Here is a 22,420-nt window from a genome sequence, read left to right on the forward strand (position 1 = left end):
GCCCTTGTAGGAGCGCAACTGTGCGCGACCGCCATGCAACCCGGTCGCGAGGTAGCTCTCCCAACTCCTCCGCCCGGATCCGTGGCCATGTACACACCCACCGCCTTCCGCGAAACGCGCCTGCCCGAACTGCATGCAGCGATCGACACGATCGCCTTCGCCAGCCTGATCAGCACTACCCCCGACGGCCTCCAGGTCAGCCACATCCCGCTGCTGTTGGCGCCGGAAGAGGGCAAGTACGGCACGCTCTACGGCCACGTCGCCCGCGCCAACCCCCACGCGCTCTGCAACGGCACGCCGTCGCTGGCGATCTTCCTCGGCCCTCACGCTTACATCTCCGCCGGCTGGTACCCCGGCAAGCAGACCCACGGCCGGGAAGTGCCGACCTGGAACTACATCGCCATCCACGCCCACGGCACCCTGGAAACCTTCGACGAGCCGTCCGCCCTGCGCGAACTCCTGCGCAAGCTCACCGACCGTCAGGAGCGTGCGATGCCGCACCCTTGGCACATGGACGATGCCCCCGCCGACTACATCCACCAGAACCTCAGAGCCATCTGCGGCCTGCGCCTGCCGATCGAGCGCCTGGAAGGAAAGTGGAAGCTGAGCCAAAACCGTACAGCAGCCGACCGCGAAGGCGTGCTGACCGGGCTGGGTAGCCTCCAGGCCGAGGCCAGCCACGAGATGGTGCAAGCCATCCGTGCCGCTAACACCAAGCGCTAGCTAGTTCGTTTCCAGCGACGCCTTCAGCGCGACGGACAATGCCGCATCGCCGCTCACCAGATCCTTCCAGAGCAGCGTCACACCACGTCGCCGCCCTTTCTCGGTCAACTTCAAACCTGCAGGGTCGAGTACGAGCGTGTAAGCGACATCTGCAATCACCAGTTCACGCTTCAGGGGCTTGTCGAGCGGTGTCATGGCGGGCTCCAGTCGGGTTGGTGGCGTTGTGCGGGCGTTTGCATCCTTCCAACCGCATTGTCGCTGGCCCGCGTGTGAACGATCGCCGCACTCATGATGGGTTGCGATCAGAGGCGGTCCGACGATGACCTCGGCGATGATTGGATGCGCCATCGTGTTTTCGTCGACCTCGCGCACATCTGAGAAATGCACGGTGTTGGCTTCGTGCCACGCTACCGGTCAATGGGGTCCATGCCTTCATTACCGCGGCAATCTCCCAGCCCTTGCGGTCGGAGAAGCGTCGCGCCAGTGCGCGACCGCGGATTGAAACAGCTTGCCGCGTGCTGTCCTTTTGCCGGCAAAGGCGCGCTCTTTGCGAAATCGCGGGCTGATCTATAAATGCGTGAACTATTGGTCATCACGAAACGTTGACGAAGCTCCGATCTCCATGTACGTTATTGAGAGGGGAGAATCATGGATGTGAAACCTTTTTGGGGGGATTGGGAGAAAGGGAATTCCTACTTGAGCCACGCATGCGCTCGAGGCGAGCGCGTACGACGCATATAAGAAGAAGGCGCGATCCAAGGTCGGGCCAAGAAGCGTCGTCGTAACACGACTGTACGTTGATCACATGAGAAATCTTCGCGACCGCCATGGCAGTCGTTGAATGGATGTGCGCGTCCTCTCAAGGGGGCGCGTTGGGTTGGATATAGCCCGTAGTTGTACTTGGCAGCACGCAATCGTTTGTTCGAAATTCTATTGTCCTATGGGCAATTCGTTGTCGTGCCTCCTGCATGCTTCAAAGCTGCGGTCGCGCCGACGTCGATCCGGATGCGTGTTATGCGCAATTGTCCGGCGAATTCGAATTGTCTTTGGGGAATGGGAATAAAGCGGATTACAAAGTCGCTCATCTTCGAGCGGCGTGGGTGAGTGCGTCCTGCATTACCTGGTGAAGTGCCCGGCGAACATTACCCGGTGATGAAAGACAACGGAATGGATTTTCAATGCAAATGGGTACGGCGGTTTTCGACAACGTTCAATGGTTGCGCGTGGCGATCTACCTGGTGGTTGGCCCCCTGTTGATCGGGCAGATCTGCTCGTACATGAAGGCCCGGTGTGCCTGGGCGGGCGACTACACGCGCAAGATCAACCATATCGGCATCATGATCGTGACCGCGCCGATCCTTGCCGTGCTGCCGGATGCGCAGCTACTGCCATCGGTGCTTGTCGCGAGCGCCATACAGGTCTGTATTTATGCAGTCGCCGCGAACAGCGAGCGGCCGATGCTGCATGCGGTCGCGTTCCATAGCCTGCGGGTGTCCGACGAGCCACGAAGCCGTCTGTTCTTCCTGCTGCCGATGATCTCCTTCAATGTTGCGCTGGCGGTGTCGGTGCTGCTTTATCCGATGACCTTGGTAAAGATCGCGTTCTTCACTGTCGCCCTCGGTGATGGGTTGGCGGAACCGGTTGGCTTTCTGCTCGGCAAGGGCAACCGCTTCCAGGTTCGCGACCGGCTGTGGAACGGAAGCAACACGAAGTCGGTCGCCGGGTGCCTGGCTGTGTTCGTCTTCGCATTCCTGATGGCTCTCGTGTTCTTCGGCATCCAGCAGACGGTATCCACGCGTCTTCTGGGGATTTGCGCCGCCTATGCGGCCGTCGCCACCATGCTCGAGGCGTTGTCGCCGCGCGGCCTGGACAACATGGTCCTGATCATCTTTGCGCCCCTCGCGATGCAGGGGCTGATGGGACTGCTATGAGCAACGGACGTGCCCGGATCGGCACTGACCGTGCCGTGCGAACGCCGTGGTGGACCGAACGCAGCGCATGGATACACGACATGCTGCTTTCGCTCGATGCCCGCTGGTGTGGGTTGAGGCGCTCCCAACTGGACGGGAGGGACATGCCACTGGCGGGCTATGTGGCCGGTTCCGAGGGCTCGCCGGCGCTTCTCCTGATCCACGGATTCACCGGGAGCAAGCAGGTTTGGAGCAGGGTGGCCCGGGGCATGCGGTCGAGGTACCGCGTGGTTGCGCCGGACTTGCCCGGCCATGGCGACTCTGCGGACGCGCCCGCGTCGGCATGCCGTGCGGAAGACCACGCCGAGCGCCTCGTTTCGATGCTCGACCGGATGGACATCCGGCGCACTCACATCGTGGGAAGTTCGTTCGGCGGCTTCATCGCGGCACGCATTGCGGCCCTGTACCCATCGCGGGTGGCCTCCTTGGTGCTCTTCAGTCCGGCAGGTGTCACGTCCCCGAGCCCAAGCGCTTTCGACAGCGCAATTGCCAAGGGAGCGAATCCTTTTCTGGTGGACGACGACACAGCGTTCAAGCGCTTCTATGCATCGACCATGTCGAAGCCGCCTCGTGTCCCGCGGCCTGTACTTACTCACACGTCGGCGACCTTCCGCCGCCGGCGCGCGGCCATAGAACGAATGTATGCGGCCTTCGCCGCCAGCGCTCCGCTGGCGCCCGTGCTTGGGAAGATCGTTGCACCAACCATGCTCGTCTGGGGAAGCGAGGATCAGGTGATCGACGTCAGCGCGGCGCGTCTTTGGAAGCAGGGTATCGCCAGTTCTCGCCTGGAGCTCTGGGACGGTATCGGCCATCTGCCGATGCTGGAGGCGCCCCGACGGGTCGTCCGATCCATGCTCGGCTTCCTCGCCTCACAGGAATCCCCCGCTACCCGATGGACAGACCGGACACCATGACCGTCATGCAGCACATTCTCGTCGAGACAACCCTTGAAGGCTTGAGCAGGCAGATGGGCGGCCTGCTCACGGGCGAAACCGCGGCGGTGCTCGTGCGCGGTTCGCTATCGAACGACCAGTGCGACCGCGTCTATGCCAATTTCGCGTCCAGCCGGGGCGTCTACGAGCGCGGTGATGGCGTTGCGGGGCGCATGGTGGGAACGAATGCGTTCCTCAAGTCTGCCGATGATGTGGTCGAGGATTACGCGCGTAACAACGGTTTTGCCGAGCTGTTGTTCCGCGGCGCGTCCAACCTCTACCGGAAGTTGTTCGACTGCGTGGAGGAGGCAGGCTACCGCTTCCGTCATGCCTATATCGATGGCGTGCCCGCTCCCACGCACCGAGCGACCGTATGGACCGACAAGAGTGGTGACCGGCTCGCGCTGCGGGCCCACACAGACTGGCCACAGGTTCGTCACTCGGGCATGGAATACGGCGACGTGGAACACCCGGTGGCGGTGAACTTTTACCCGCGGCATCCGGAACCGGGATCGAGCTACGTGCGGCTTTACGACTTCGTGCCCTCGCGTGACTGGCTCGCTTCGCGCGGAATTCTCGACAGCGGCTATCCGATCGATATGGACGAGCTGGCGGACGTCGACTACATCGACGTCCATCCGCGGGCAGGCGACATGCTTCTCTTCGCTGCATCGAAAGTGCATGCGGTCTTCCATGCGCCGCAGAGCGATGAGGATGTCCGGTTGAACATCAACGGGTTCATCGGGTTTTCCCGTACGTCGCGCAAGGTGCTCGCATGGGCATGAAGACCATGCCCGGGCCGGACGAACTGGATGCGTTCGTCGTCCGAAACACCGACGTGATTTCGGCACCAGAGCAGGCCGCCTTACGCGCGACGAGGCTGCTCGTGGCCGGATGCGGGAGCGTGGGCGGCAGCCTGGTCGAGCCGCTCGTAAGACTCGGTATCGGATCCGTGGTGTTGGCTGATCCGGAAACATTCGACCTCAGCAATATCAACCGACAAGCATGCCTGCTTGCCGACGTCGGGCAATCCAAGGCCGAGGTCCTCGCTCGCCGGGTTGCGGACATCAATCCCTATGTGGATGTGCGGGTGTTCCCGGCCGGACTGACCGAGGACAACCTCGAAGATGCGTTCGATGGCACGACCGTGGTGTTCGACGCCATCGATGCAGCCTCGTCGCCGTGGGTCAAGTACCGTGTACATGAACTTGCCAGCGAGCGTCGGATTCCGGTCGTGGCTGGTTTCGATTTCGGCGGCAAGTCCGTGCTGTACGTGTTCGACTACCGGCGAAAGCGCGCGGCGCCGTTCTATGGACGAGCCAGCGCCGAGGCGCATCGCGAAGGCAGGTTGTCCGAATGCCTGAAGTGGCTTGGGTACACCCATTTTCCGGCTGATTTTCTGCCGATCATCCAGGACCGGATGATCACCGGTAAGCCTTGGCCCCAGGTTGCTTATTGCGTGTTGGCCATGGGGGCGCTGGGCACGCGCTGCATGGTCGACCTGGCGATGCAGCGGCGCGTTCCCCATGTGATCACCTTCGATACGCACATGGCGATGCGTACACCGCTCGGGCGTCTCGTTGAACGGCTCAAGATACCTGGCCGGCTGCTGGGTGCGCTCGCTGCGGCAAGGCGTGCGGCCAAAGCCCGCGCGGCGCGGGCCGAGGTACCGTCGGAAGCCGACGATCAGCTCGGTACCGATCCCACAATGCGCCTGGTCATTGAGGCTATGGCTCGGGCACCTTCGCCGCACAACTGCCAACCGTGGCGATTCGTTGTCACCGGACCGCGCGAGATCGCCATCGGCTGGGACGTGTCGCGCGCGCTGGACGCCGTCGATCCGGACGACTTCGCCATTGCCTATGCCATTGGCTGCGCCGTGGAAGCGGCAGCGACCATAGCTGAAGTGTCGTTCACCCAAACCGGTTCCGGCGACTACCGCGCGCCAGGTTATGTTGCCGGCACGCTCGTCGTGAAAGCGTTGCACACGGAAGGCCAGGTTCATCGTCGCGGGATACTGGAGAGACGCGCCACCTACCGCGGAGGCATGTACGACGCGCCGAGCGGCGACCAACTTGCGGATCGGCTTGATGGCCTGGTGCAGCCACTGCGCGCCCGCGCGGCCATGAGGGAACTACCGCCGGATCTGGTCCGCCGCATGGCACTGGAGGGCGCGCGAGGGCTTTTTGGGCGGAGCGACTACGTCGACGAACTCTTGCGCCACATCCGCATCGGCCGGAGAGAAGCGGACCGCGATCCCACAGGCTTCACCGCACATTCGCTCAGCCTCGGCCCCGTGCGCGCCCGGCTGCTTTCGCTGCTCCGGTCCTCGCTTTTGCTCAGGCGCCTGGCGTTCGCGTCCGGGATGGCGAAACTCATGGCGCATACGTCGACCTCGGCGATCGGCTCGGCGTCCAGATTTGTTCTGGTGACGACCTCGGATTTCAGCCCGGAGGGCAGGGTAGACGTAGGGCGCGCGATCATGCGCGTGTGGTTGGAGCTCACGCGCCAGGGCCTGGCGTGCCAGCCCATCGATTTTGCCATCTGCACCAACGAGAGCAGGGCACAGATACTGGCCATGTTCAATTTGCCGTCAACGGAACGGCCCGTGCTGCTGTTCCGCGTGGGCAAGGCCGCATCGACGCAACTTCCGCGTTCGCCACGGTTGCCAGCGCATTCGTTCTGTCATTGCGTGCCGGAAGACAGAGCCCGGGCTAGCGTGCGTAGCGGCGACGCCATCGCGGCTCCGGCGGAGGTCTGAGGTGGCGACTGTTTTGGTTGTCGGCGCAACGGGACAGCTTGGTTCGGCGGTCGTGCGACGCCTGCTGTCTGACCGGCGGCACGATGTTCGCGCACTTGTCCGTCCGCGTTCTGCCAGCAACTTGCCGTTTGACGGAGCGGACTGCCGCCTCGGCGACCTGCGCGACGCGCGCAGCCTGCTCGATGCCTGCCAAGGTGTCGAGACGGTGATCGCGACGGCCACGGTGGTGTTTCCCAAAGGCCGCTACGACTTTCGCCAAGACGAGGAGAGGGGTTACGCGAACCTGATCCAGGCGTGCCTGCAAGCAGGCGTCAAGCACGTCGTGTTCGTCTCGTTGTGTGTTCCGTTCGAACGGCGATTCAGTCGAATCTCGGCCACCTACCGGATGAAGGAGCGGGTTGAAGGCATGCTCCGGACCTCGGGGCTGCAGCACACGATTCTGCGCTGCGCGCCGTTCATGGATGACTATTTCGCTCTCATAGGCAGCCGGATACCGTTGGCGGGAGAAGTCGCCGCCACGCTCGACCGCTCGCGTGGCCTGACGCGGCGCCTGCGCGCCTGGCTGGGCGACTCGATCGAACGAAGAGGTTTCGCCGTGGTTCCCGGGCCAGCGGCCCGCAGGCATGCGTTCGTGGCCGTGGACGACATTGTCGGCTATGCGGTGGGGGCCATAGAGCGGGTTCCCGATGGCGGCGCTTTCCTGGAAATAGGTGGCCCCGATGTTCTGTCCTGGCGCCAGATCTGCGACCTCTATGGGGCGTTGCTGGGGCGCTCTGTCGCCGTGATCGCGGTTCCCGCATGGATATTCGCCGCCCTGGCCTGGGCGATACGGCCATGGTCGGTGGCCTTGGCCAATCAGATGGCCATCCTCAGCATCCTGGGTGGCAACGACACGCGTGTGGATTCCAGGGCGGTGGCGAAGCAGTACGGCGTGGCGCCGGTCCACGCACGCCATTACCTGGAGACAAAGCTTGCCAATGCCGGATGGATGCGGCGGGGAGAGCGGGCATGAGCGGGGACGACATGGTCCGGCCTATGCCGGTGCTGGACATCCAGCCGCAGTCGCATACGTTGCGCCTTCGGGAACGGTTTGCCTGCGAAGGTGGCGGCTGGATCGACGATCTGGAGGTGACGTTCACTACGTGTGGACGGCTCACCCCCGGGCGGGACAACGTGGTTTGGGTCCTGCACCCCCTGACCTGCAACGCGAATCCGATGGATTGGTGGGGTGGAATGATCGGGCCGCAGTGCGCCATCGATCCCGCACGGTGGTTCGTCGTCTGCGTGAACGCGCTCGGTTCGTGCTATGGAACCACCGGGCCGGCGAGCACAGAGCCAGCCACCGGTCGGCGCTACGGCCGGCGGTTTCCCCTGGTGACCGTACGCGATGTGGTGGCGGTGCACGAGGCGGTGAGGGCACACCTGGGTATCGAGGGCATCCATCTCGGCGTGGGCGGCTCGTACGGCGGGCAGCAGTTGCTGGAATGGATGGCCACTTCACCGTCGCTGTTCGACCACGCCTGCGTCATTGGCGCATCGTCGCGCCAGTCGCCCTGGGCGACCGCGTTCAACGAAACCCAGCGTATGGCCCTCGAAGCCGATGCCAGCTTCTTCGGCGATGGCGAGCGGCCTGGCGCGGCTGGGCTAGCCGCCGCGAGGGCGCTCGCCGTGATGTCGTACCGCACGGCCGCGGTCTATCAGCGGACACAGGCGGAAAGCCACGAGCAGCGGCCGTTCGATGGCCTGCGGGCGGCTAGTTACCAGCGCCACATTGGCGAACGGTTCGTCCGCCGCTTCGATGCGCATGCCTACTGGACCATGACCAAGGCAATGGACAGCCATGACGTGGGCAGGGGACGTGGCTCGGTCGGCGCCGCGTTGGCAGCGGTCGATACGCGGGTACTCATGATCGGGCTGAAAGACGACCTGCTGTTTCCATGCGCCGAGGTGGCGGCGACCGCCGAAGCCTTGCCCCGGGGCAGCTTCGCCCGGATCGATTCCGACTACGGACACGACAGCATCCTTACCCACGCCGCGGCCATCGGCGAACGGATGGCCGAGTTCGCCCGGCTGAACGCGTCCGAAGGAAAGGGCCGAAACACGATGCAAAGGAAGCAGTACGCATGAACGACTCAAGGAAGCCTCCGCTCCCGGCGCGATTTCGCCAAACCAGCAATCTCATGGGTCTGGTCTACATCATCCACGGGTTGTTGCTTTGGCTAGGCTCGGCCTGTCTCGGTTACCTGGCCTGGCATTCGGGTCTTCCGCTGGCCGCGCGCATTGCGCTGGCTGCGCTCCCGGTGACCGCGTCAGGTTTCGGCATGTTCTACATGGGGTCGCTGGGCCACGAGGGATTCCACCGCAACCTCAACCGGAACGCCGATGTGAGCATGCTCATGGGCATGCTCGCCTCGCTGGGGGCGCCGCTGTTCCTGTCTGTCGGGGTCAACATCTATCACTGGCGGCATCACCTGCATACGAACACGCCGCGTGATCCCGACCTCGTCCTGTACCAGAACAACCGCAGCCTGGCGGGCAAGCTCCGAGTCTCCCTCGATACCAATCTCTATTGCGTGCGCAACGTGTGGAATCTGCTGATCGGGCGGGAGAATCTGGATCGCACATTCCCGATGAGCGTGTCGCGGATGCGCTTCTATGCAGCGCTCGACGTGGTGTTGGTACTCGCGGCGACCGCCGGGTATGCGGCACTGGCGCTACGCTCGACCGGCCTGTTCGTTTTTCTGGTGCTGTTGCCCGCGGTTGTGGCGCAGTTGTACTGGTCGCTGCATCCGTACATCGAACACGGCGCCACCGGCGACGAAGAGGGCGCCAATGCCCGCAACTGTACCTCGCCGGCGCTCACGTTCCTGCTGATGGGGTACACCTATCACTTGTGCCACCACCTGTATCCGAGCGTGCAGACGCACCGGCTCCCGGCGCTTCACCGTTACTTGTGCGAGCAGGGCTACCTGTTGCCCGAAACCACGGAGGTGACTTTTATCGGCGCGTTGCGAATCGGTGCCACGCGCATGTTGCCCGCGGCTTCCCCGTGATCGTGTGCGGAGCATCCCTGTGACGTACCTGATCTATGTGTCGCTCTTTGGCGTATTCGCGGTGTTCTTCGTTCTCGAGCGAATGTACCCGGCGAGGCCGCAACCATTCGACCCGCGCTGGTTCGCGCGTGCGCTGGCCATGAACATGGTCCAACTGGGCATCATGTTGATGGTTGGCCTATGGCTGAACCCGGTGCTTTCGCACTATGCGCTGGTGCCCATCGGCCGTGCGTGGCATCCCGTCCTTGGCGGGATGGCGGCGGCGATCCTGGCGAGTTTCTTTCAGTATTTCTGGCATCGGGCGGAGCACGCGAGCAACTTCCTGTGGCGCGTGTTCCATCAATTGCACCACAGTCCGTCAAGAATCGACCTGCTGGCTACCGACTACACCCACCCGCTCGACCACATCGTCTACACGTTGTTCAACAGCCTGGCGGCAGTGGTTGTGTTCGGCCTGGACGATGTTGGCATTGCATGGTCGGTCTTCATCTACGGCGTCAACAACTACTACGCCCATTGCAACATCCGCTCGCCGCAGTGGCTCGGGCTCGTCCTGCAGCGCCCCGAGATGCACCGCGTGCATCACCGGCAAGGTCACCATGCGCAGAACTACGGGTTCCCCGTATGGGACGTGATGTTCGGCACCTTCGCCAATCCGAAGGACGCCGATTTCGAGGTCGGCTTCGAGGGCGAGCTGGAACACCGGGTAAGCGACATGCTGATAGGAAAGGACGTACACGCATGATTGGAAACACGCACGGAAAGGGGATGATCGTGGCCGCCGAGATGAAGCAGGGCGGGCTGTTGAAAGCGGCCTTGCTGGCATCGGCGGTGTTCAACATGGGCGGCATGGTGCTGTTCTCGCTGCCGGGGTCGCTCCCCGGCCAGTTGTCGGGATTGCCGGTGGCAGTACCGGCAATCTACCGATACCTCACGGCACTGTTCATGCTTCTGTTCGGCGCCGCTTACGCGTGGCTTGCGTTCCGGCCCCGCGTCGACCTGCCGATGGTGATCTTCGGAACGGTCGGCAAGCTCGCTGCGTTCTCGCTGATGGTCGTGCTTTGGATCACGGCCCAGATCGAAACGCGCACGCTATTGCTTGTCAGCGGCGACCTGGTTTTCGCCCTGTTGTTCGTGCTGGGCCTGCGTGCCTCGGTACGCGGCGCAGCCAGCGCCTGATGGATGCCTGGCGATGAACCTTGCTCTGTTCGATTTCGATGGAACCATCACTACGCGTGAGCTTTTCGGCGAGTTCATGCGCTACGCCGTATCGAGACGGCGGCGCCTCGCAGGCAGCATCCTCTTCTTGCCGCTGATCCTCGGTTACAAGGCAGGCCTGGTATCGGGCAACCGGATACGCGCCCGCGTGGTCCGCTTCGGATTCCGTGGCGTGGACGTCCAGGCGTTGAGTGCTAAGGCGCGCGGCTTCTGTACCGACGTGGTTCCCGCAGCGGTTCGCCCGATGGCCCTTTCCCGGATCCGTTGGCATCAGGAGCGCGGCGACAAGGTGGTGGTGGTATCAGGAGCGCTCGACATCTACCTGGAGCACTGGTGCAGGGACCACGACCTGGAACTCATCTGCTCGCGGCTCGAGGAGCGTAACGGCGTCCTTACCGGTGGCTATCGCGAGGCCCAATGCATCGGCGAGGAGAAGCGCCGCCGCATCCGCGAGTGCTACGACCTGGATTCGTTCGAGCACGTGTACGCGTACGGCGACACGCGGGACGACACGGAAATGCTCGAACTGGCGCATACCCGCTTTTTCCGTTGGGAATTGCTCGAAGGGAGCACGTCGCATGGCTGAGACCTCTAGGCGCGTCGCGCTGGTCACCGGCGCCACCGGGGGCATCGGCAAGGCAATGGCCGAGACATTGGCCTCGGACGGCATCGACATCGTCGTCACCGGACGTGAGCCGCTGGCGGTACGCCGGATCGCCACCGAACTGCGAAGCCGTTTTGGCATCAAGGTGTACCCGATCATCGTCGATCTGGCCGAGGAGGGCGGTCCCGAGCGATTGTTCATGCAGGTCGCCTCGCGCGGTATCGAACTGGACTACCTGATCAACAACGCCGGCGTCGGCGTATTCGGGACGTTCGAACAGAGCCTCCTCGCGGACGAGGTCGCGATGCTGCGCTTGAATGTGCTTGCGCCCACGATCCTGTGCAAGCTGTTCCTTCCGCAATTGGCGCGGCGGCGTGGTCGGGTCATGAACGTCGCCTCGGTGGCGGCGTTCCAGCCTGGCCCGTTCATGGCGGTCTACTACGCCAGCAAGGCCTACGTGCTGTCGTTCACCGAGGCGCTTGCGACCGAATGGGAGGGCAGGGGGGTGACGTTCACGACTTTCTGCCCGGGCCCCACACGGTCCGGATTCCAGGCGCGCGCGGTGATGGAGCATTCCAGGCTGGTTCGAGGCAAGTTGCTCGCCGAGGCGGACGAAGTCGGACGAGCAGGCGTTAGCGCGATGATGGAGGGACGCCGGGTCGCCATCCCGGGCCTCGCGAACCGTCTCACTGCCATCGCGGTGAAATGGTTGCCGAGGCGGTGGGTAAGCCGGGCGGTGATGAAGATGTCGGCGCCAGACAGCACGCCCCTGCCGGCGGAAGCGGGTACGTGAACAGCCAGCACATCCTCCGCATGGTCGCTGCCGGCGACGCGCGGCTGCCCCCATGGAGCCGGCGTGCATCGCCGCTGTTCCGTGCTGTCGGCGCGCTGCTATCGCCCTGGGTGAAGCTGACCATCCATCGCGCCCCGGCATCGACGGTGAAAGGCAGGCAAACCCTTTACGTTCTCGAGCGAGATGGTTTTTCGAACCGCTGGATAGCCGAAATGGCGCGGTCCGCAGATAGCGCAAAGGTAGGCTGCGCACATATCGGCTGGCATGCGCGAAGCGATAACACTTTCGTCCTCCAAGACAGTCCGCTCGCCTGGCTGCCGGGCCGATATGCAGGCGGAGCTTCAGCTGCATCGCTACCGCTCCAACTGCGCGCCCTGCTTGAGGCCCATCGCGAGGACGCCACGCTCGATGTCGAACTGGTTCCCGTCTCGATCTTCATCGGGCGAGCACCGAACCGCGCGCGCGGTTGGCTCGCCGTGCTGTTCTCCGAAAGCTGGGGCGTCACCGGGCCGGTGGGTCGCCTGCTCGCGCTGTTGCTTAATGGTCGCGACACCCACGTCCATTACTCGGCGCCGGTTTCGCTGCGCAAGTTGTGTCAGGAGGGCACCGATCCCGCTCGGGCGACCCGCAAGTTAGGGCGGATCCTGCGCTCACGCTTCCGGAACGTGAGGGCGGCGGTGATTGGCCCCGACCTGTCGACCCGACGGGTGCTCATTGCCCAGGTGGTGCAGTCGCCATCCATCCGCGAAGCGATCCGCGAACAGGCCGGGCGCGGTGGCGTCACGCTCGAGACAGCGACGAACCAGGCGCTCGCTTACGCCCGGGAGATCGCAGCGGACTACTCCCCTTCCGTCGTGCGCCTGGTCAGTCTCGCCCTCGCGCCATTGTGGAACCGGGTGTATCGCGGGCTGACGGTGAACAACCTGGATGGCTTTCGCGAGGCCGCGCGCGGGCACGAGGTGGTCTATGTGCCTTGCCATCGCAGCCACATGGACTACCTGCTTCTGTCGTACCTGCTTTATAGGCATTCCATCGTGCCGCCGCACATCGCCGCTGGCGTGAACCTGAACCTCCCGCTGGTCGGCGCCGTACTGCGGCGCTGCGGCGCCTTCTATTTGCGGCGTAACACCAAGGGCAGCCCGTTGTATTCGGCGGTCTTTGCGGAATACATGGGGCAGCTCATCGCCCGCGGCCATTCCATCGAGTATTTCATCGAGGGTGGGCGTTCGCGCACCGGCCGACTGCAGCCGCCAAAGGGCGGCACGCTGTCGATGACCGTCCGGGCATTCCTCAGGCAGCGTTCTCGCCCGGTGCTCTTCCAGCCTGTCTACATCGGCTACGAGCGCATCATCGAGGGCGCGAGCTACATTGCCGAGCTGTCAGGTACGCCGAAAACGGGCGAAACCCTATGGCAGCTCCTGGCCAGCATCCCCCGGCTGCTTCGCGCTGATCATGGCCGCGTCACCGTCAATTTCGGTGAACCGGTATACCTGGCCGATGTTCTCGATGACGCGGCGCCCGGTTGGGATGGCGGCGCCTCAACAAGGGACCGTCCGACGTGGCTCACCCCAGTCGTCGATGAACTGGCCCGGCGCGTCAACGTCAACGTCAATCGCGCCGCAGACGCAAACCCGGTCAATCTTCTCGCCATGGCGCTCCTGTCAGGCCCGGGGAACGCGATGGCCGAATCGGATCTGCTGGAGCATCTGACGTTGCTGAAACGGCTGATCGCGGACGCGCCCTACAGCGAGGGCGTGACCGCGACCGACCTGTCGCCAGCGTCCATCGTGGCTCGCGGCGAGGCACTGGGCATGGTGACCCGCACCCGCCATCCACTGGGGGATGTCTTGCACGTGTCTGCGAACGACGCAGCCTTGCTGACGTATTACCGCAACAACACCCTCCACCTGTTCGTACCGGCGGGGTTCGCCGCGAACGTGTTTCTCGCCGGCCAACGAGTACACCGCGAGGAGCTCCAGCGGTTGGCCTCGCGTATCTATCCCTTTCTGAAGGACGAACTGTTTCTTCCGTGGACTGAAGAAGGCTTCGTCGAGCAGGTGGAGCTGGCGATCGAAGTGCTGCTTTCGGAGCAGCTTCTGGCCCGCTCCGGTGCAGGCCGCGCCGTGGCGTTGGTCGCCACCGCGGATGACGATGCCTTCCTGTTGCGGGGCCTGGGCTATCCGCTGCGCCAGGCGTTCCAGCGCTACTACATCGCCTTGTCCATCCTGGCCAAGCACGGAAGCGGGACGTTGAAGAGCGGGAGACTGGAAGCGTTATGCCACCAAGCGGCACAGCGCCTGACGCTGCTGCACGGCCCGGCGGCGCCTGAGTTCTTCGACAAGCCGCTCTTCCGAGGTTTCGCACGGAATTTGCGAGTGCTCGGGCTGGCCTGGATCGATGCGGAAGGAAACCTGGCCTTCGGCGAGCGGCTGAGCGAATGGGCAGCCGACGCCTCGCGAATCCTGGACCGCGATCTTCGCCACGCCATCGATCGCATAAGCCCCGGAGCATCCGCCGCGGGCTGAGAACGGCAATACGTCACGAGAGAAGCGCCCGCGTCGAAAACGGGCGCAGGGAGTTTCACATGTCCATCGAGGGAGCGACCGTGTCGCCTTATGAAGTCTTCATGCGTTCCGGGGGGCGCCGCAAGCATCGCGGCCGCTTCGAACTGATTCGTCTCAACCGGCCCGAGTCGCGGCTTTCGCCCGCCGACCAGGTCGAAGTGCTTCGAGCGTTTGCGCGCGAGACCGATGCCCTCTACCAGGCGGACACCTCCTTCCACTGGTTGGGCAGGCCCGATTACTTCAAAGGGTTGAACGACCTCTGGACGGTCTACCTCGACCGTGAGCTCGTCGGTTTCATGGGCATTCGCGTTTTTTCCGGTGCGGGCGAACGCATCGTGTACATCGACAACATGAATATCCGCTCCATCCCGCTGATGGCAGTGGGCGGGCACACGATCGGTTCGATGCTGGTGCACGAGATGTTGTGCGCCCATTACCCGTTTCTTCGCCAGCCGATGTCGGTGGTGTTCCGCACGCAGAACCCGAGCGTGTATCGGCTTGCCTATTCGATCCTGCCCCTGAGCGTCTACCCACGCATCAACGGTCGCAAGCCGAGGGACCAAGAACGCAGCTTGCGCGTGGCCGGTTTCATGGCCGATCGCCTGTCGCCGGGCAAGCCCTACGACGAGGGGACCTCGATCATCCGCGGCGCATATCACGGCCACATCTACGGACGGCCGCTGTCGGTCGGCCAGACGATCAAACCGGCCCTTGCCAAATTCTGGTCGGAAAACGTGCGCCTCGATGCCGGCGATGCGGTGCTGATTGCCGGATGTCTGAAGCACGAGGAAGTGCGCGCATCGGTACTCGCCTACCTGAAAGCACTCTGGAAGCAGCGGCGGGCGCGGCGGGCATGGCCGGTTTCGGACGAACCCATCGAGATGCCGCACCACGGCTGAGACAACGCGGAACACCGAGGACCCACCCGTGAGCGACCACAGCTACAGACTTCTTCCGCGCGCCTACTCGTTGAGGGATGCGGATGGCAACCGCAAGCCCGTTTCGTTCAGAGAAGCGCTTCGCCAGTACGGGCGATCACTGAACTTCCTGTCGGACCGAAGGCGCACCTTGCACGCGCTGTTCGAGTTCGGCCACTTTCTCATGGTCGTTCCCACCGTAATCTTCTTTGCGCGCTACGTCAGCGTCTGGACGATGGTCGCCTACTTCGCCATGTTCATGTTTCTGGCGAACGTGGCAAACACGATCTGGTATCACCGTTTCGTCAGCCACCGCGCGTTTCAGTTCGCGCACCCGGTCATCCCGAGGATCATCCTCTGGCTCAACCCGCTGGGATACCGCGAAGAAGTCTACGCGCTGGTGCATCACGTGCATCACACCAAATCCGATACGGACGACGATCCGAACGGACCGCAACTCAGCTGGCTCGGCAATTACGCCGCCTCGTACTTCGAAATCGACACGGACATGAGTCGGTCGCAATACGAGCATCTGAAGGCGCGGCTGGCGCACGTCGGCATGCCGTTTTCGTCCTATGAAAGCTTCCAGCGCTGGGCCTGCGTGGAATCCATCCCGCATTACCTGGCGCGTTGGCTGTTCGCGACACTGCTGTGGGTGGGGGTGTTCTACGCGATCGGCGGCATGCCGTTGCTCATGGCATGGCTCGCCGTCCAGTTCTGCTGGCATGCCATCGTGCGCGACTTCAATTTCCGCGGCCACGCCAGGAATGGCGAATCGTCCCAAGTGGACGGTTGGGACTTCGATCGACGCTCACATGCGCTGAACCAGCGCTTCTACGGCTATCTCGCCGGCGAGTGGCACAACAACCACCATGCATTTCGCGCGTCGGCCAACACGGCTTTCAGGCCGGGGCAGGTGGATATTCCCTTCCAGCTGATCCGGCTCATGGCGAAGCTCGGCCTCGTTTCGAGCTACCTCGACCACAAGCGCCAGTTCAACGAACGCTTCGCCGAGGAAATCACCGGCGTCGAGCGCCGCCGCCGCGCGCATCCCGCACCTGCGGCGGACCAGGCGGGCGCGGAGTGACCATGGAATCCAAGCAAGGAACGCCCCACATGGCATCCATCACTGCATCCACCCCACCGCATGCCTGGCCGACCTGGCGGGCTGTCTATCGCCTGCTGACCTTGGGCGGGATCGTTACGGCCGTGGTCGTCATCCTGTCGATCCGATGGATCGACCTTCCGCTTGCATCCTGGATCCATGCCCACGGCCTGGACACGCACCTGTGGATGCGATGGCTGCTCGACACGCCAATCGTGGCGACCCCGATCGCGATGCTCTACATGATCGTCTACATCGTGCGCCGCCGTCACACGCCGGCGCTTCGCGCGGAACACGACTGGTTCATCGTGAGCACCGCGCTACTGATCTCGCTGGAGGTCAAGAGCGTACTGAAATTGATGTTCGGCCGTACCTGGCCGCGCGAGGTGATGAACGTCGGGGCATCGAAAAACCTGTCCGATTGCGTTGTCAGCCATGGCTACGTGAACGACGGGATCCACCTGTTCAATTTCTTCCACGGAGCGGACAAGCAGTACAGCGCGTTCCCCTCAGGATCCACGGCCTCGCTGATCGCCATGGTCGTTCCGATCATGATCATCTACCCCCGCGCGCGCTGGCCATTGATCGCCTTTACGGCTGTATCACTGGCGTTCTTCGTCCTGACCAACACGCACTTCGTGGGCGACATCCTGGCAGGCCTTTACGTCGGTCTGATCTGCGGGTGTGTGCCGATGGCGCTACGTGCAGATCGCATGGCGGGAAGGCCATGAGCGTAGATCCGTCGCGGGCGAAAGGGGAGGGGAAACGCATGGACAACAAGGGAATGCCAAGGCGATGGCTCGCGCTGATGAAGTCGCGCTGGTTCCGGCTCGCCGTCGGCATCGGACTGCTTGGCTGGTTATGCGCCAAGACACGAATCCTGGGACATTTGCACGAGGGCTATGCAGATTTGCGCATGCCCTATGCGGCGGCAGGTGTCAGCTTCGGTGTGCTGACGATGGCCGTGCGCGCATGGCGTTGGAATCTCATCATGGCGGACATCGGCCGGGCGCTGCCCATCGTTCGGCTGCTGCGCGTGTACGCCGCTGCCTTTTTCCTGGGGCTGGTCAGCCCCGGGCGGCTTGGCGAGCTGGTGAGGATATGGATGGCCCGCGATCACGCGACATCGCTCCCATCAGCGGCGGCCTCGGTGGTGTTCGATCGCATTTTCGACGTTGTGCCGACGCTCGTCATCGCGGCCGCTTTCAGCGCCTCGATCGGTTCGGGCGAAGCGTCCAACGTAGTGGCCGGCGTCCGCGTTGCACTGATGGTGCTGCTGCTGATCTCCGTACTTCTGCTGTGCTTTCCACGATGGCTTCAGGTCCAGGTCGAGCGCCTCGCCGGGAGCGCACTTCGCCGCTTCGGGCTGGTGGAAGAGACTGCGCCGCTGCCTTCCCGGCCGCTAAGCCGGCGGGCATTGCTGGCCGCCTTCGGTGTGTCGGTCCTCTCGCAGGCGCTTATCGTCATACAGACCTGGCTTTTCTGCAGAGCGATCTCCGCACAGATCAACCCGCTGGCCACTTTCGCAATCGTGACCATGGCCGCCGTGGTGGCCTCGCTGCCCCTGTCCATTGGCGGCATCGGTACCCGCGAAGTGGCCATCGCGGGTGCCTTGTCCACTCTCGGCGTGAGTTCCGGCCAGGCGATGGGTTTCTCGCTTCTCTCGCTGGTCAACTTTCTTGTTATAGCGACAGTCACGATGGCGGCGTTCGTCGGCCGTCCCTCGGACGTACCGGGGTTGCGCCGTGCAGACGACCTGCGCGCAGCCCGCGTAGCCACTCCATCCGCTGCACGCCAGCCGGGATGAGCCACAAGGAAGCGACCATGCCGAGGTTCACCGTACGAAGCGCGCTCCTGCTTTCAGCCATGGCCTGGGCTATGGCCGCCCCGTCCCGAGCAGTGAAAATCGTTCGATGCCTGCCGTCCTATGCAAAGCCGTCCGCGTCGTGTGTAGCTACCGGTCATGTTGCCAGCGGCAATTGGACGCTCCGGTCCAACGTGCTGGTGGGCGACCGTCTCTACGTGGGAGGCACTGTCGCGGTGGAGCGAACCGGCAAGATCGGGCACGTAGGTTGCGCCGATGGCGATTCCGCCGAGCCCGCCATGCTGGACTGCCCGGGAACCATCACGATGGCCGGGCTCATCAACCTCCACGAGCACCTCAACTACAGCACAGGACATCCACTGCCCTCGCCAGCGCATCCGCTGGCCTCCCATCGTGACTGGCAGCGTGATCCCCGTCTTTGGCCAGGCCAGAAGGTTCGAAGGACGGGCAGGCGGCAGCCCATCGGGCTGGTCGAGTTACGCCATTTGCTCTCCGGCACGACTACCCTGGCCGGACGCGGACAAGCCAAAGGGCTGACGCGCAATCCCGATGCCGGCTGGTTTCCTAAGGTAAGAAACATCACCTTTCCGTTCGGCAGATCAGCTCTCGGGGCACCGGTGGACTGCAGGAGCCGGCGTCTCGTCAAGGGCGATCGACCGACCTTGGTACATGCTGGCGAAGGTGTGGATGCGGCAGCGAGGGCCGAGCTGGATTGCTTGCTGGACAATCGTGCGGCGTATGCGCAGACCGAGCCGCTGACGCTGGTTCACGCGATCGGCGTCGACGATGCGATGGCTGCCCGTATGGCGGCGTTGCACGTATCGATGCTGTGGTCGCCGCGGAGCAACATCGAGCTGTACGGCACGACGGCGTCGGTGGACGTACTCATGCGCAACGGCGTGTCCGTGAGCCTCGGCACCGACTGGCTGCCGAGTGGATCGCCGACCCTGCTCGCCGAAGCCCGTTACGCCCGTACGGTCACGCCTGCCGGCCCCGGGCTGAGCGACCAGACGCTGCTCGACATGATGACCGTCCATCCCGCGGCTGCCATCGGCATGCAGGGCCAGCTGGGTGTCCTGCAATCCGGGGCGCTTGCCGACATTGTCGGCCTACGGCTACACGGTGATGTGGCAGACGCCACGCGCGACATCCTGGCCGCTCAGGGCCAAGACACGGTGTTTGTCCTCGTGGGTGGCCGCTTCAAGTTCGCCGCGCAGGACGTGGCCGGCGCGCTCGGCACATTTGTCGAGGCGAACGATTGCGTGGAGCTGCCGCCTGGGCAATGCACGCCGGAAGGCTATGTATGCGGCCCCAGGTTTCTCCGCCACGCGCTTGCACGGCCAGACGCGCAGGCCTTGCTCTGCCCCGCGTCGCCCACCGGCACCTGGAACTGATGCATGACGATGCAGCGGTTCTGGCGAAGAACGATACGTTGGCTGGTCTGGCATGCGCTAGCGATGACTGGTGTCCGGTTGAGCGGCGAACTGCTTATACAGATCAACGATTTCCGCGGAGAAGAAGACAAATGACGAATACGAAGGGCAGGGCGCGACATACGGTCCTCGGCATTGGCTTATTGGCATGTGCTTTTCTTGCCGGTTGCGCGTCTTCCTCGCGCGCGGTGAAACCGTCGGCCGCACGGCCGGTCCAGGAGGCGAACGTCCTGTCCCACGAGTGGGACCAGAAAGAGGGCGAGCGACGTATCCCGGTGACGATCGTTCGTGACAAGGGCAGTGTTGGCGCCTTCGTCCATACCGTCCTGCTGGTCGACCGACACCCTGTCGCGATTCTGGGCCGCAAGGAGGAGGCGACCCTTTTTCTTTCTCCGGGGCAGCACATCTTCACGGTCAGCTACCTCAAGCATCTGCACGGACGCCCGCTTGGCGAGTACGCCTTGCCGGTGCGAGAGGGTGCGTCGAACGCATTTCGTATCCGTCTCGTACTGGGGGACGCGCCCAGGATCGAACCCTACGATGCCCTTGACCCTGTGGCAGGTTCGGGCAAACCGTCCTGGCACGACCGGGAAAACCTGGAGCAATACGCAGACCCAGGCCAGATCGCCGCCATCGTCGATGCGGCCATTGCCCATGCAGCCAAACGGGACTGGTGGAAAACACTGGCCGGCCGCGGCATGAACGAGCACACGCGTTACGTGTACACGAGAAAGGGCGGCTGGGTGGATCTTAAGCACGTGATATCCACGGCGAGCAATCCCGGCTGTTACGTGCCGGGTGCGTCCGTCTTCGGTGCGTGGATGATGGAGGTCATGCAGGTGTTCTACGCGCCATTTTCGGCGTTCGAAGAAGAGGATTTCCTTTCCAACCGTATCGGCGGCCACGCTGCCATTCGCTACGCCGCGACCCTCGGCCGCGAAGGATCGCGTGGAAAGATCGTGCAGCGCGCCATTGATCGGCTTGAGCCTATGAACCTCACCGACGCTGCAGCGCACTTCCACGTCGCCTTGCCCGTCAAACGATGGCCGTTCGACCCTTCGGAAGTCGCGCCCATTGCTGCAGGCGCTTCAGGGAAAGCGACGGGAGGGCCTGCGACGCGCAGCCTAGCGTCGCACTAGGCACCGTTATGCTGGACGGCGGCCCCAAGATGGATATCGACAGCGCCAGGGCGTAAAGGGTGTTGGCAACGTGCCCCTGTATCGCTGTCGCATCGAGCGCGAAATCTGCTTTCAGTGGAGGTCCGCGGCAGCTTGCTTATGCTTGAGCCCTGGCCTGCGCCGATAACCGGTATCGGCTATTGAGTCGGCGACAGGCTGGCTCGCCACCGCAAGAACGCGGCCAGGTTGTGCGGTTTCAGGCGGGCTCTCGGATCGTGCTACGCGGAGGGATCAGCGCCGCACCGTATCCGCCAGCCGCTCCAGGGTCCTTCAAGGTCGATGTGACACTCGGCCTTGGCGTGGAGCATGCCGGCGATCTCGTGGAGAGAGATGCGTCGGCCGCGAGGGGTGAAAAATTCTTGCTTGTCGTCATCGTAGTGCCAGTTCAGGCGCTTACGGTCCATGCCGCAATCCTTGCCGCGCAAGGGATTGCAGGGCGCCATGAGCCCCGTGAACGATGCGAGCAAGCCATATCTGCAATTGCGCATAATGTCTATTATGTAAAATTGGATGCAGAGATGCACAGCGGTTGATGGCGTCGACATTCGCCGCCCTCCTTGGCTGTTGCCGTCCCGCCCGCCATCCCGCGCTGCGGGCTAGCCTTCCCTGGGCAGCACGGTGAGCACGCGTTCGATGAAGACGTGCAGTTCCTTCAGGTAGTTGCGGAGGAAGTCGGCCGTGGATGCGTCGGTGACGTCTCCATCCTCGGTAATCAGGCCCGGCTTGAAATGGATGTAGGCCTCCAGCGTGTTCATCAGTGGCGAGTTGCAGAAGCACAACACGCCGCGCAGCTGCTGCTGGGCCACGGCGGTGCCGATCGCGCCTGGCGAGGTACCGATGACGCCCGAGGGCTTGCGCGCGAAGGAGTTCTTGCCCCAGGGCCGGCTCGCCCAGTCGATGGCGTTTTTCAGCGCACCGGGAATCGAGCGGTTGTATTCGGGCGTGACGAACAGCACCGCGTCCACGTCGGCGATCGCCTGCTTGAAATCGCGCGCCACCTGCGGGTAGTCGGCGTCGTAGTCGTAGCTGTACAGCGGCAGGTCCTTGATCGGGATTTCCACCAGTTCCATTCCCGGCGCTGCGAGGCGGGCGAGCGCCTTGGCCAGGAGGCGGTTGATGGAGCCCTTGGCAAGACTGCCGACGATGTAGCCGACCTTGAATGTCTTCATGGGGAGAACCCCTCGCAGGATGGCGTGCCACCTCGGCTGGTCCGGTAGCGCCTCGCAGCGGCATCGGCGTCGACAGGAAGCCGCGCTGATCGCGGCAGGTTAACGCCGTGGATGTCACCACTATGTAGCTGTGCACCAAGGCCTTTGTGACGTTCCCTTCGATTCCTGGAGCCAT

At 63.5% G+C, this 22,420-nt stretch carries 22 protein-coding genes; 19 read left to right on the forward strand and 3 right to left on the reverse strand.

What is annotated here, in order from left to right; all coding sequences use genetic code 11:
• The first annotated feature begins 87 nt into the window (after positions 1-87).
• Positions 88-723 (forward strand): FMN-binding negative transcriptional regulator, encoded by a 636-nt coding sequence (locus tag ACFWZ3_RS08945; RefSeq protein WP_439707388.1) that lies wholly within the window; start codon positions 88-90, stop codon positions 721-723.
• Here ACFWZ3_RS08945 and ACFWZ3_RS08950 read toward each other — a convergent pair whose 3' ends face one another.
• Positions 724-918 (reverse strand): hypothetical protein, encoded by a 195-nt coding sequence (locus tag ACFWZ3_RS08950; RefSeq protein WP_439707550.1) that lies wholly within the window; start codon positions 916-918, stop codon positions 724-726.
• A gap of 983 nt (positions 919-1,901) precedes the next feature.
• On the opposite strand from ACFWZ3_RS08950, the gene ACFWZ3_RS08955 reads away from it, so the two are divergent.
• The 18 genes from ACFWZ3_RS08955 to ACFWZ3_RS09040 all read left to right on the forward strand — a co-directional run bounded on the left by ACFWZ3_RS08955 (position 1,902) and on the right by ACFWZ3_RS09040 (position 21,037).
• Positions 1,902-2,654 (forward strand): hypothetical protein, encoded by a 753-nt coding sequence (locus tag ACFWZ3_RS08955; RefSeq protein WP_439707389.1) that lies wholly within the window; start codon positions 1,902-1,904, stop codon positions 2,652-2,654.
• 80 nt (positions 2,655-2,734) lie between these two features.
• A complete protein-coding gene (locus ACFWZ3_RS08960) occupies positions 2,735-3,607 on the forward strand; it encodes an alpha/beta fold hydrolase (protein ID WP_439707390.1) in 873 nt (290 codons plus the stop codon).
• Positions 3,604-4,410, forward strand: a complete 807-nt coding sequence (locus ACFWZ3_RS08965; RefSeq protein ID WP_439707391.1) for a hypothetical protein — start codon at positions 3,604-3,606, stop codon at positions 4,408-4,410. Before ACFWZ3_RS08960 ends, ACFWZ3_RS08965 begins: the two co-directional genes overlap by 4 nt.
• Complete coding sequence (locus ACFWZ3_RS08970; protein ID WP_439707392.1) at positions 4,401-6,386, forward strand: ThiF family adenylyltransferase; 1,986 nt, start codon at positions 4,401-4,403, stop codon at positions 6,384-6,386. The genes ACFWZ3_RS08965 and ACFWZ3_RS08970 overlap by 10 nt, the downstream gene beginning before the upstream one ends.
• A gap of 1 nt (position 6,387) precedes the next feature.
• A complete protein-coding gene (locus ACFWZ3_RS08975) occupies positions 6,388-7,398 on the forward strand; it encodes an SDR family oxidoreductase (protein WP_439707393.1) in 1,011 nt (336 codons plus the stop codon).
• A complete protein-coding gene (locus ACFWZ3_RS08980) occupies positions 7,395-8,513 on the forward strand; it encodes a homoserine O-acetyltransferase family protein (protein WP_439707394.1) in 1,119 nt (372 codons plus the stop codon). Before ACFWZ3_RS08975 ends, ACFWZ3_RS08980 begins: the two co-directional genes overlap by 4 nt.
• 53 nt (positions 8,514-8,566) lie before the next feature.
• Positions 8,567-9,439 (forward strand): fatty acid desaturase family protein, encoded by an 873-nt coding sequence (locus ACFWZ3_RS08985; RefSeq protein ID WP_439707395.1) that lies wholly within the window; start codon positions 8,567-8,569, stop codon positions 9,437-9,439.
• A 19-nt stretch (positions 9,440-9,458) separates the two neighbouring features.
• On the forward strand, positions 9,459-10,184 hold the full coding sequence (locus ACFWZ3_RS08990) for a sterol desaturase family protein (RefSeq protein WP_439707396.1): 726 nt from the start codon (positions 9,459-9,461) through the stop codon (positions 10,182-10,184).
• A 23-nt stretch (positions 10,185-10,207) separates the two neighbouring features.
• Positions 10,208-10,618 carry a hypothetical protein gene (locus ACFWZ3_RS08995; protein ID WP_439707397.1) on the forward strand — a complete coding sequence of 137 codons (411 nt, stop codon included), beginning with the start codon at positions 10,208-10,210 and terminating at the stop codon, positions 10,616-10,618.
• A gap of 13 nt (positions 10,619-10,631) precedes the next feature.
• The gene (locus ACFWZ3_RS09000; protein ID WP_439707398.1) at positions 10,632-11,243 is read left to right on the forward strand and encodes an HAD family hydrolase; all 612 of its coding nucleotides are present in this window, start codon (positions 10,632-10,634) and stop codon (positions 11,241-11,243) included.
• Positions 11,236-12,054: an SDR family NAD(P)-dependent oxidoreductase gene (locus ACFWZ3_RS09005; RefSeq protein WP_439707399.1), complete on the forward strand. Its 819-nt coding sequence runs from the start codon at positions 11,236-11,238 to the stop codon at positions 12,052-12,054. Before ACFWZ3_RS09000 ends, ACFWZ3_RS09005 begins: the two co-directional genes overlap by 8 nt.
• Positions 12,051-14,579 (forward strand): glycerol-3-phosphate 1-O-acyltransferase PlsB, encoded by a 2,529-nt coding sequence (gene plsB / locus ACFWZ3_RS09010; RefSeq protein ID WP_439707400.1) that lies wholly within the window; start codon positions 12,051-12,053, stop codon positions 14,577-14,579. The genes ACFWZ3_RS09005 and plsB overlap by 4 nt, the downstream gene beginning before the upstream one ends.
• A 59-nt stretch (positions 14,580-14,638) precedes the next feature.
• Positions 14,639-15,517: a hypothetical protein gene (locus ACFWZ3_RS09015; RefSeq protein ID WP_439707401.1), complete on the forward strand. Its 879-nt coding sequence runs from the start codon at positions 14,639-14,641 to the stop codon at positions 15,515-15,517.
• Between the two features lie 28 nt (positions 15,518-15,545).
• The gene (locus tag ACFWZ3_RS09020) at positions 15,546-16,622 is read left to right on the forward strand and encodes a hypothetical protein (RefSeq protein ID WP_439707402.1); all 1,077 of its coding nucleotides are present in this window, start codon (positions 15,546-15,548) and stop codon (positions 16,620-16,622) included.
• A gap of 29 nt (positions 16,623-16,651) precedes the next feature.
• Positions 16,652-17,371, forward strand: a complete 720-nt coding sequence (locus tag ACFWZ3_RS09025) for a phosphatase PAP2 family protein (protein WP_439707403.1) — start codon at positions 16,652-16,654, stop codon at positions 17,369-17,371.
• A gap of 38 nt (positions 17,372-17,409) precedes the next feature.
• Positions 17,410-18,447 carry a lysylphosphatidylglycerol synthase transmembrane domain-containing protein gene (locus ACFWZ3_RS09030; protein WP_439707404.1) on the forward strand — a complete coding sequence of 346 codons (1,038 nt, stop codon included), beginning with the start codon at positions 17,410-17,412 and terminating at the stop codon, positions 18,445-18,447.
• A 17-nt stretch (positions 18,448-18,464) separates the two neighbouring features.
• Positions 18,465-19,859 carry an amidohydrolase family protein gene (locus ACFWZ3_RS09035; protein WP_439707405.1) on the forward strand — a complete coding sequence of 465 codons (1,395 nt, stop codon included), beginning with the start codon at positions 18,465-18,467 and terminating at the stop codon, positions 19,857-19,859.
• A 131-nt stretch (positions 19,860-19,990) separates the two neighbouring features.
• Positions 19,991-21,037, forward strand: coding sequence for a hypothetical protein (locus ACFWZ3_RS09040; protein WP_439707406.1), 1,047 nt, complete (start codon positions 19,991-19,993; stop codon positions 21,035-21,037).
• Positions 21,038-21,294: 257 nt separating this feature from the next.
• On the opposite strand, the gene ACFWZ3_RS09045 is transcribed toward ACFWZ3_RS09040, so the two are convergent.
• Together ACFWZ3_RS09045 and ACFWZ3_RS09050 are read right to left on the reverse strand one after the other, a co-directional pair.
• A complete protein-coding gene (locus ACFWZ3_RS09045) occupies positions 21,295-21,480 on the reverse strand; it encodes a hypothetical protein (protein ID WP_439707407.1) in 186 nt (61 codons plus the stop codon).
• Between the two features lie 192 nt (positions 21,481-21,672).
• Complete coding sequence (locus ACFWZ3_RS09050) at positions 21,673-22,245, reverse strand: NADPH-dependent FMN reductase (RefSeq protein WP_439707408.1); 573 nt, start codon at positions 22,243-22,245, stop codon at positions 21,673-21,675.
• Positions 22,246-22,420: the final 175 nt, after the last annotated feature.

Origin of the sequence: Frateuria sp. GZRR35, from assembly GCF_051900415.1 — a bacterium.
Classification (GTDB): domain Bacteria; phylum Pseudomonadota; class Gammaproteobacteria; order Xanthomonadales; family Rhodanobacteraceae; genus Frateuria_A.

Coding starts and splice junctions, on each gene's coding strand:
- ACFWZ3_RS08945 (WP_439707388.1), top strand. CDS start 88: ATGTACACACCCACCGCCTTCCGCGAAACGCGCCTGCCCGAACTGCAT.
- ACFWZ3_RS08950 (WP_439707550.1), bottom strand. CDS start 918: ATGACACCGCTCGACAAGCCCCTGAAGCGTGAACTGGTGATTGCAGAT.
- ACFWZ3_RS08955 (WP_439707389.1), top strand. CDS start 1,902: ATGCAAATGGGTACGGCGGTTTTCGACAACGTTCAATGGTTGCGCGTG.
- ACFWZ3_RS08960 (WP_439707390.1), top strand. CDS start 2,735: ATGCTGCTTTCGCTCGATGCCCGCTGGTGTGGGTTGAGGCGCTCCCAA.
- ACFWZ3_RS08965 (WP_439707391.1), top strand. CDS start 3,604: ATGACCGTCATGCAGCACATTCTCGTCGAGACAACCCTTGAAGGCTTG.
- ACFWZ3_RS08970 (WP_439707392.1), top strand. CDS start 4,401: ATGGGCATGAAGACCATGCCCGGGCCGGACGAACTGGATGCGTTCGTC.
- ACFWZ3_RS08980 (WP_439707394.1), top strand. CDS start 7,395: ATGAGCGGGGACGACATGGTCCGGCCTATGCCGGTGCTGGACATCCAG.
- ACFWZ3_RS08985 (WP_439707395.1), top strand. CDS start 8,567: ATGGGTCTGGTCTACATCATCCACGGGTTGTTGCTTTGGCTAGGCTCG.
- ACFWZ3_RS08995 (WP_439707397.1), top strand. CDS start 10,208: ATGATCGTGGCCGCCGAGATGAAGCAGGGCGGGCTGTTGAAAGCGGCC.
- ACFWZ3_RS09000 (WP_439707398.1), top strand. CDS start 10,632: ATGAACCTTGCTCTGTTCGATTTCGATGGAACCATCACTACGCGTGAG.
- ACFWZ3_RS09005 (WP_439707399.1), top strand. CDS start 11,236: ATGGCTGAGACCTCTAGGCGCGTCGCGCTGGTCACCGGCGCCACCGGG.
- ACFWZ3_RS09015 (WP_439707401.1), top strand. CDS start 14,639: ATGTCCATCGAGGGAGCGACCGTGTCGCCTTATGAAGTCTTCATGCGT.
- ACFWZ3_RS09025 (WP_439707403.1), top strand. CDS start 16,652: ATGGCATCCATCACTGCATCCACCCCACCGCATGCCTGGCCGACCTGG.
- ACFWZ3_RS09030 (WP_439707404.1), top strand. CDS start 17,410: ATGGACAACAAGGGAATGCCAAGGCGATGGCTCGCGCTGATGAAGTCG.
- ACFWZ3_RS09035 (WP_439707405.1), top strand. CDS start 18,465: ATGCCGAGGTTCACCGTACGAAGCGCGCTCCTGCTTTCAGCCATGGCC.
- ACFWZ3_RS09040 (WP_439707406.1), top strand. CDS start 19,991: ATGACGAATACGAAGGGCAGGGCGCGACATACGGTCCTCGGCATTGGC.
- ACFWZ3_RS09045 (WP_439707407.1), bottom strand. CDS start 21,480: ATGGACCGTAAGCGCCTGAACTGGCACTACGATGACGACAAGCAAGAA.
- ACFWZ3_RS09050 (WP_439707408.1), bottom strand. CDS start 22,245: ATGAAGACATTCAAGGTCGGCTACATCGTCGGCAGTCTTGCCAAGGGC.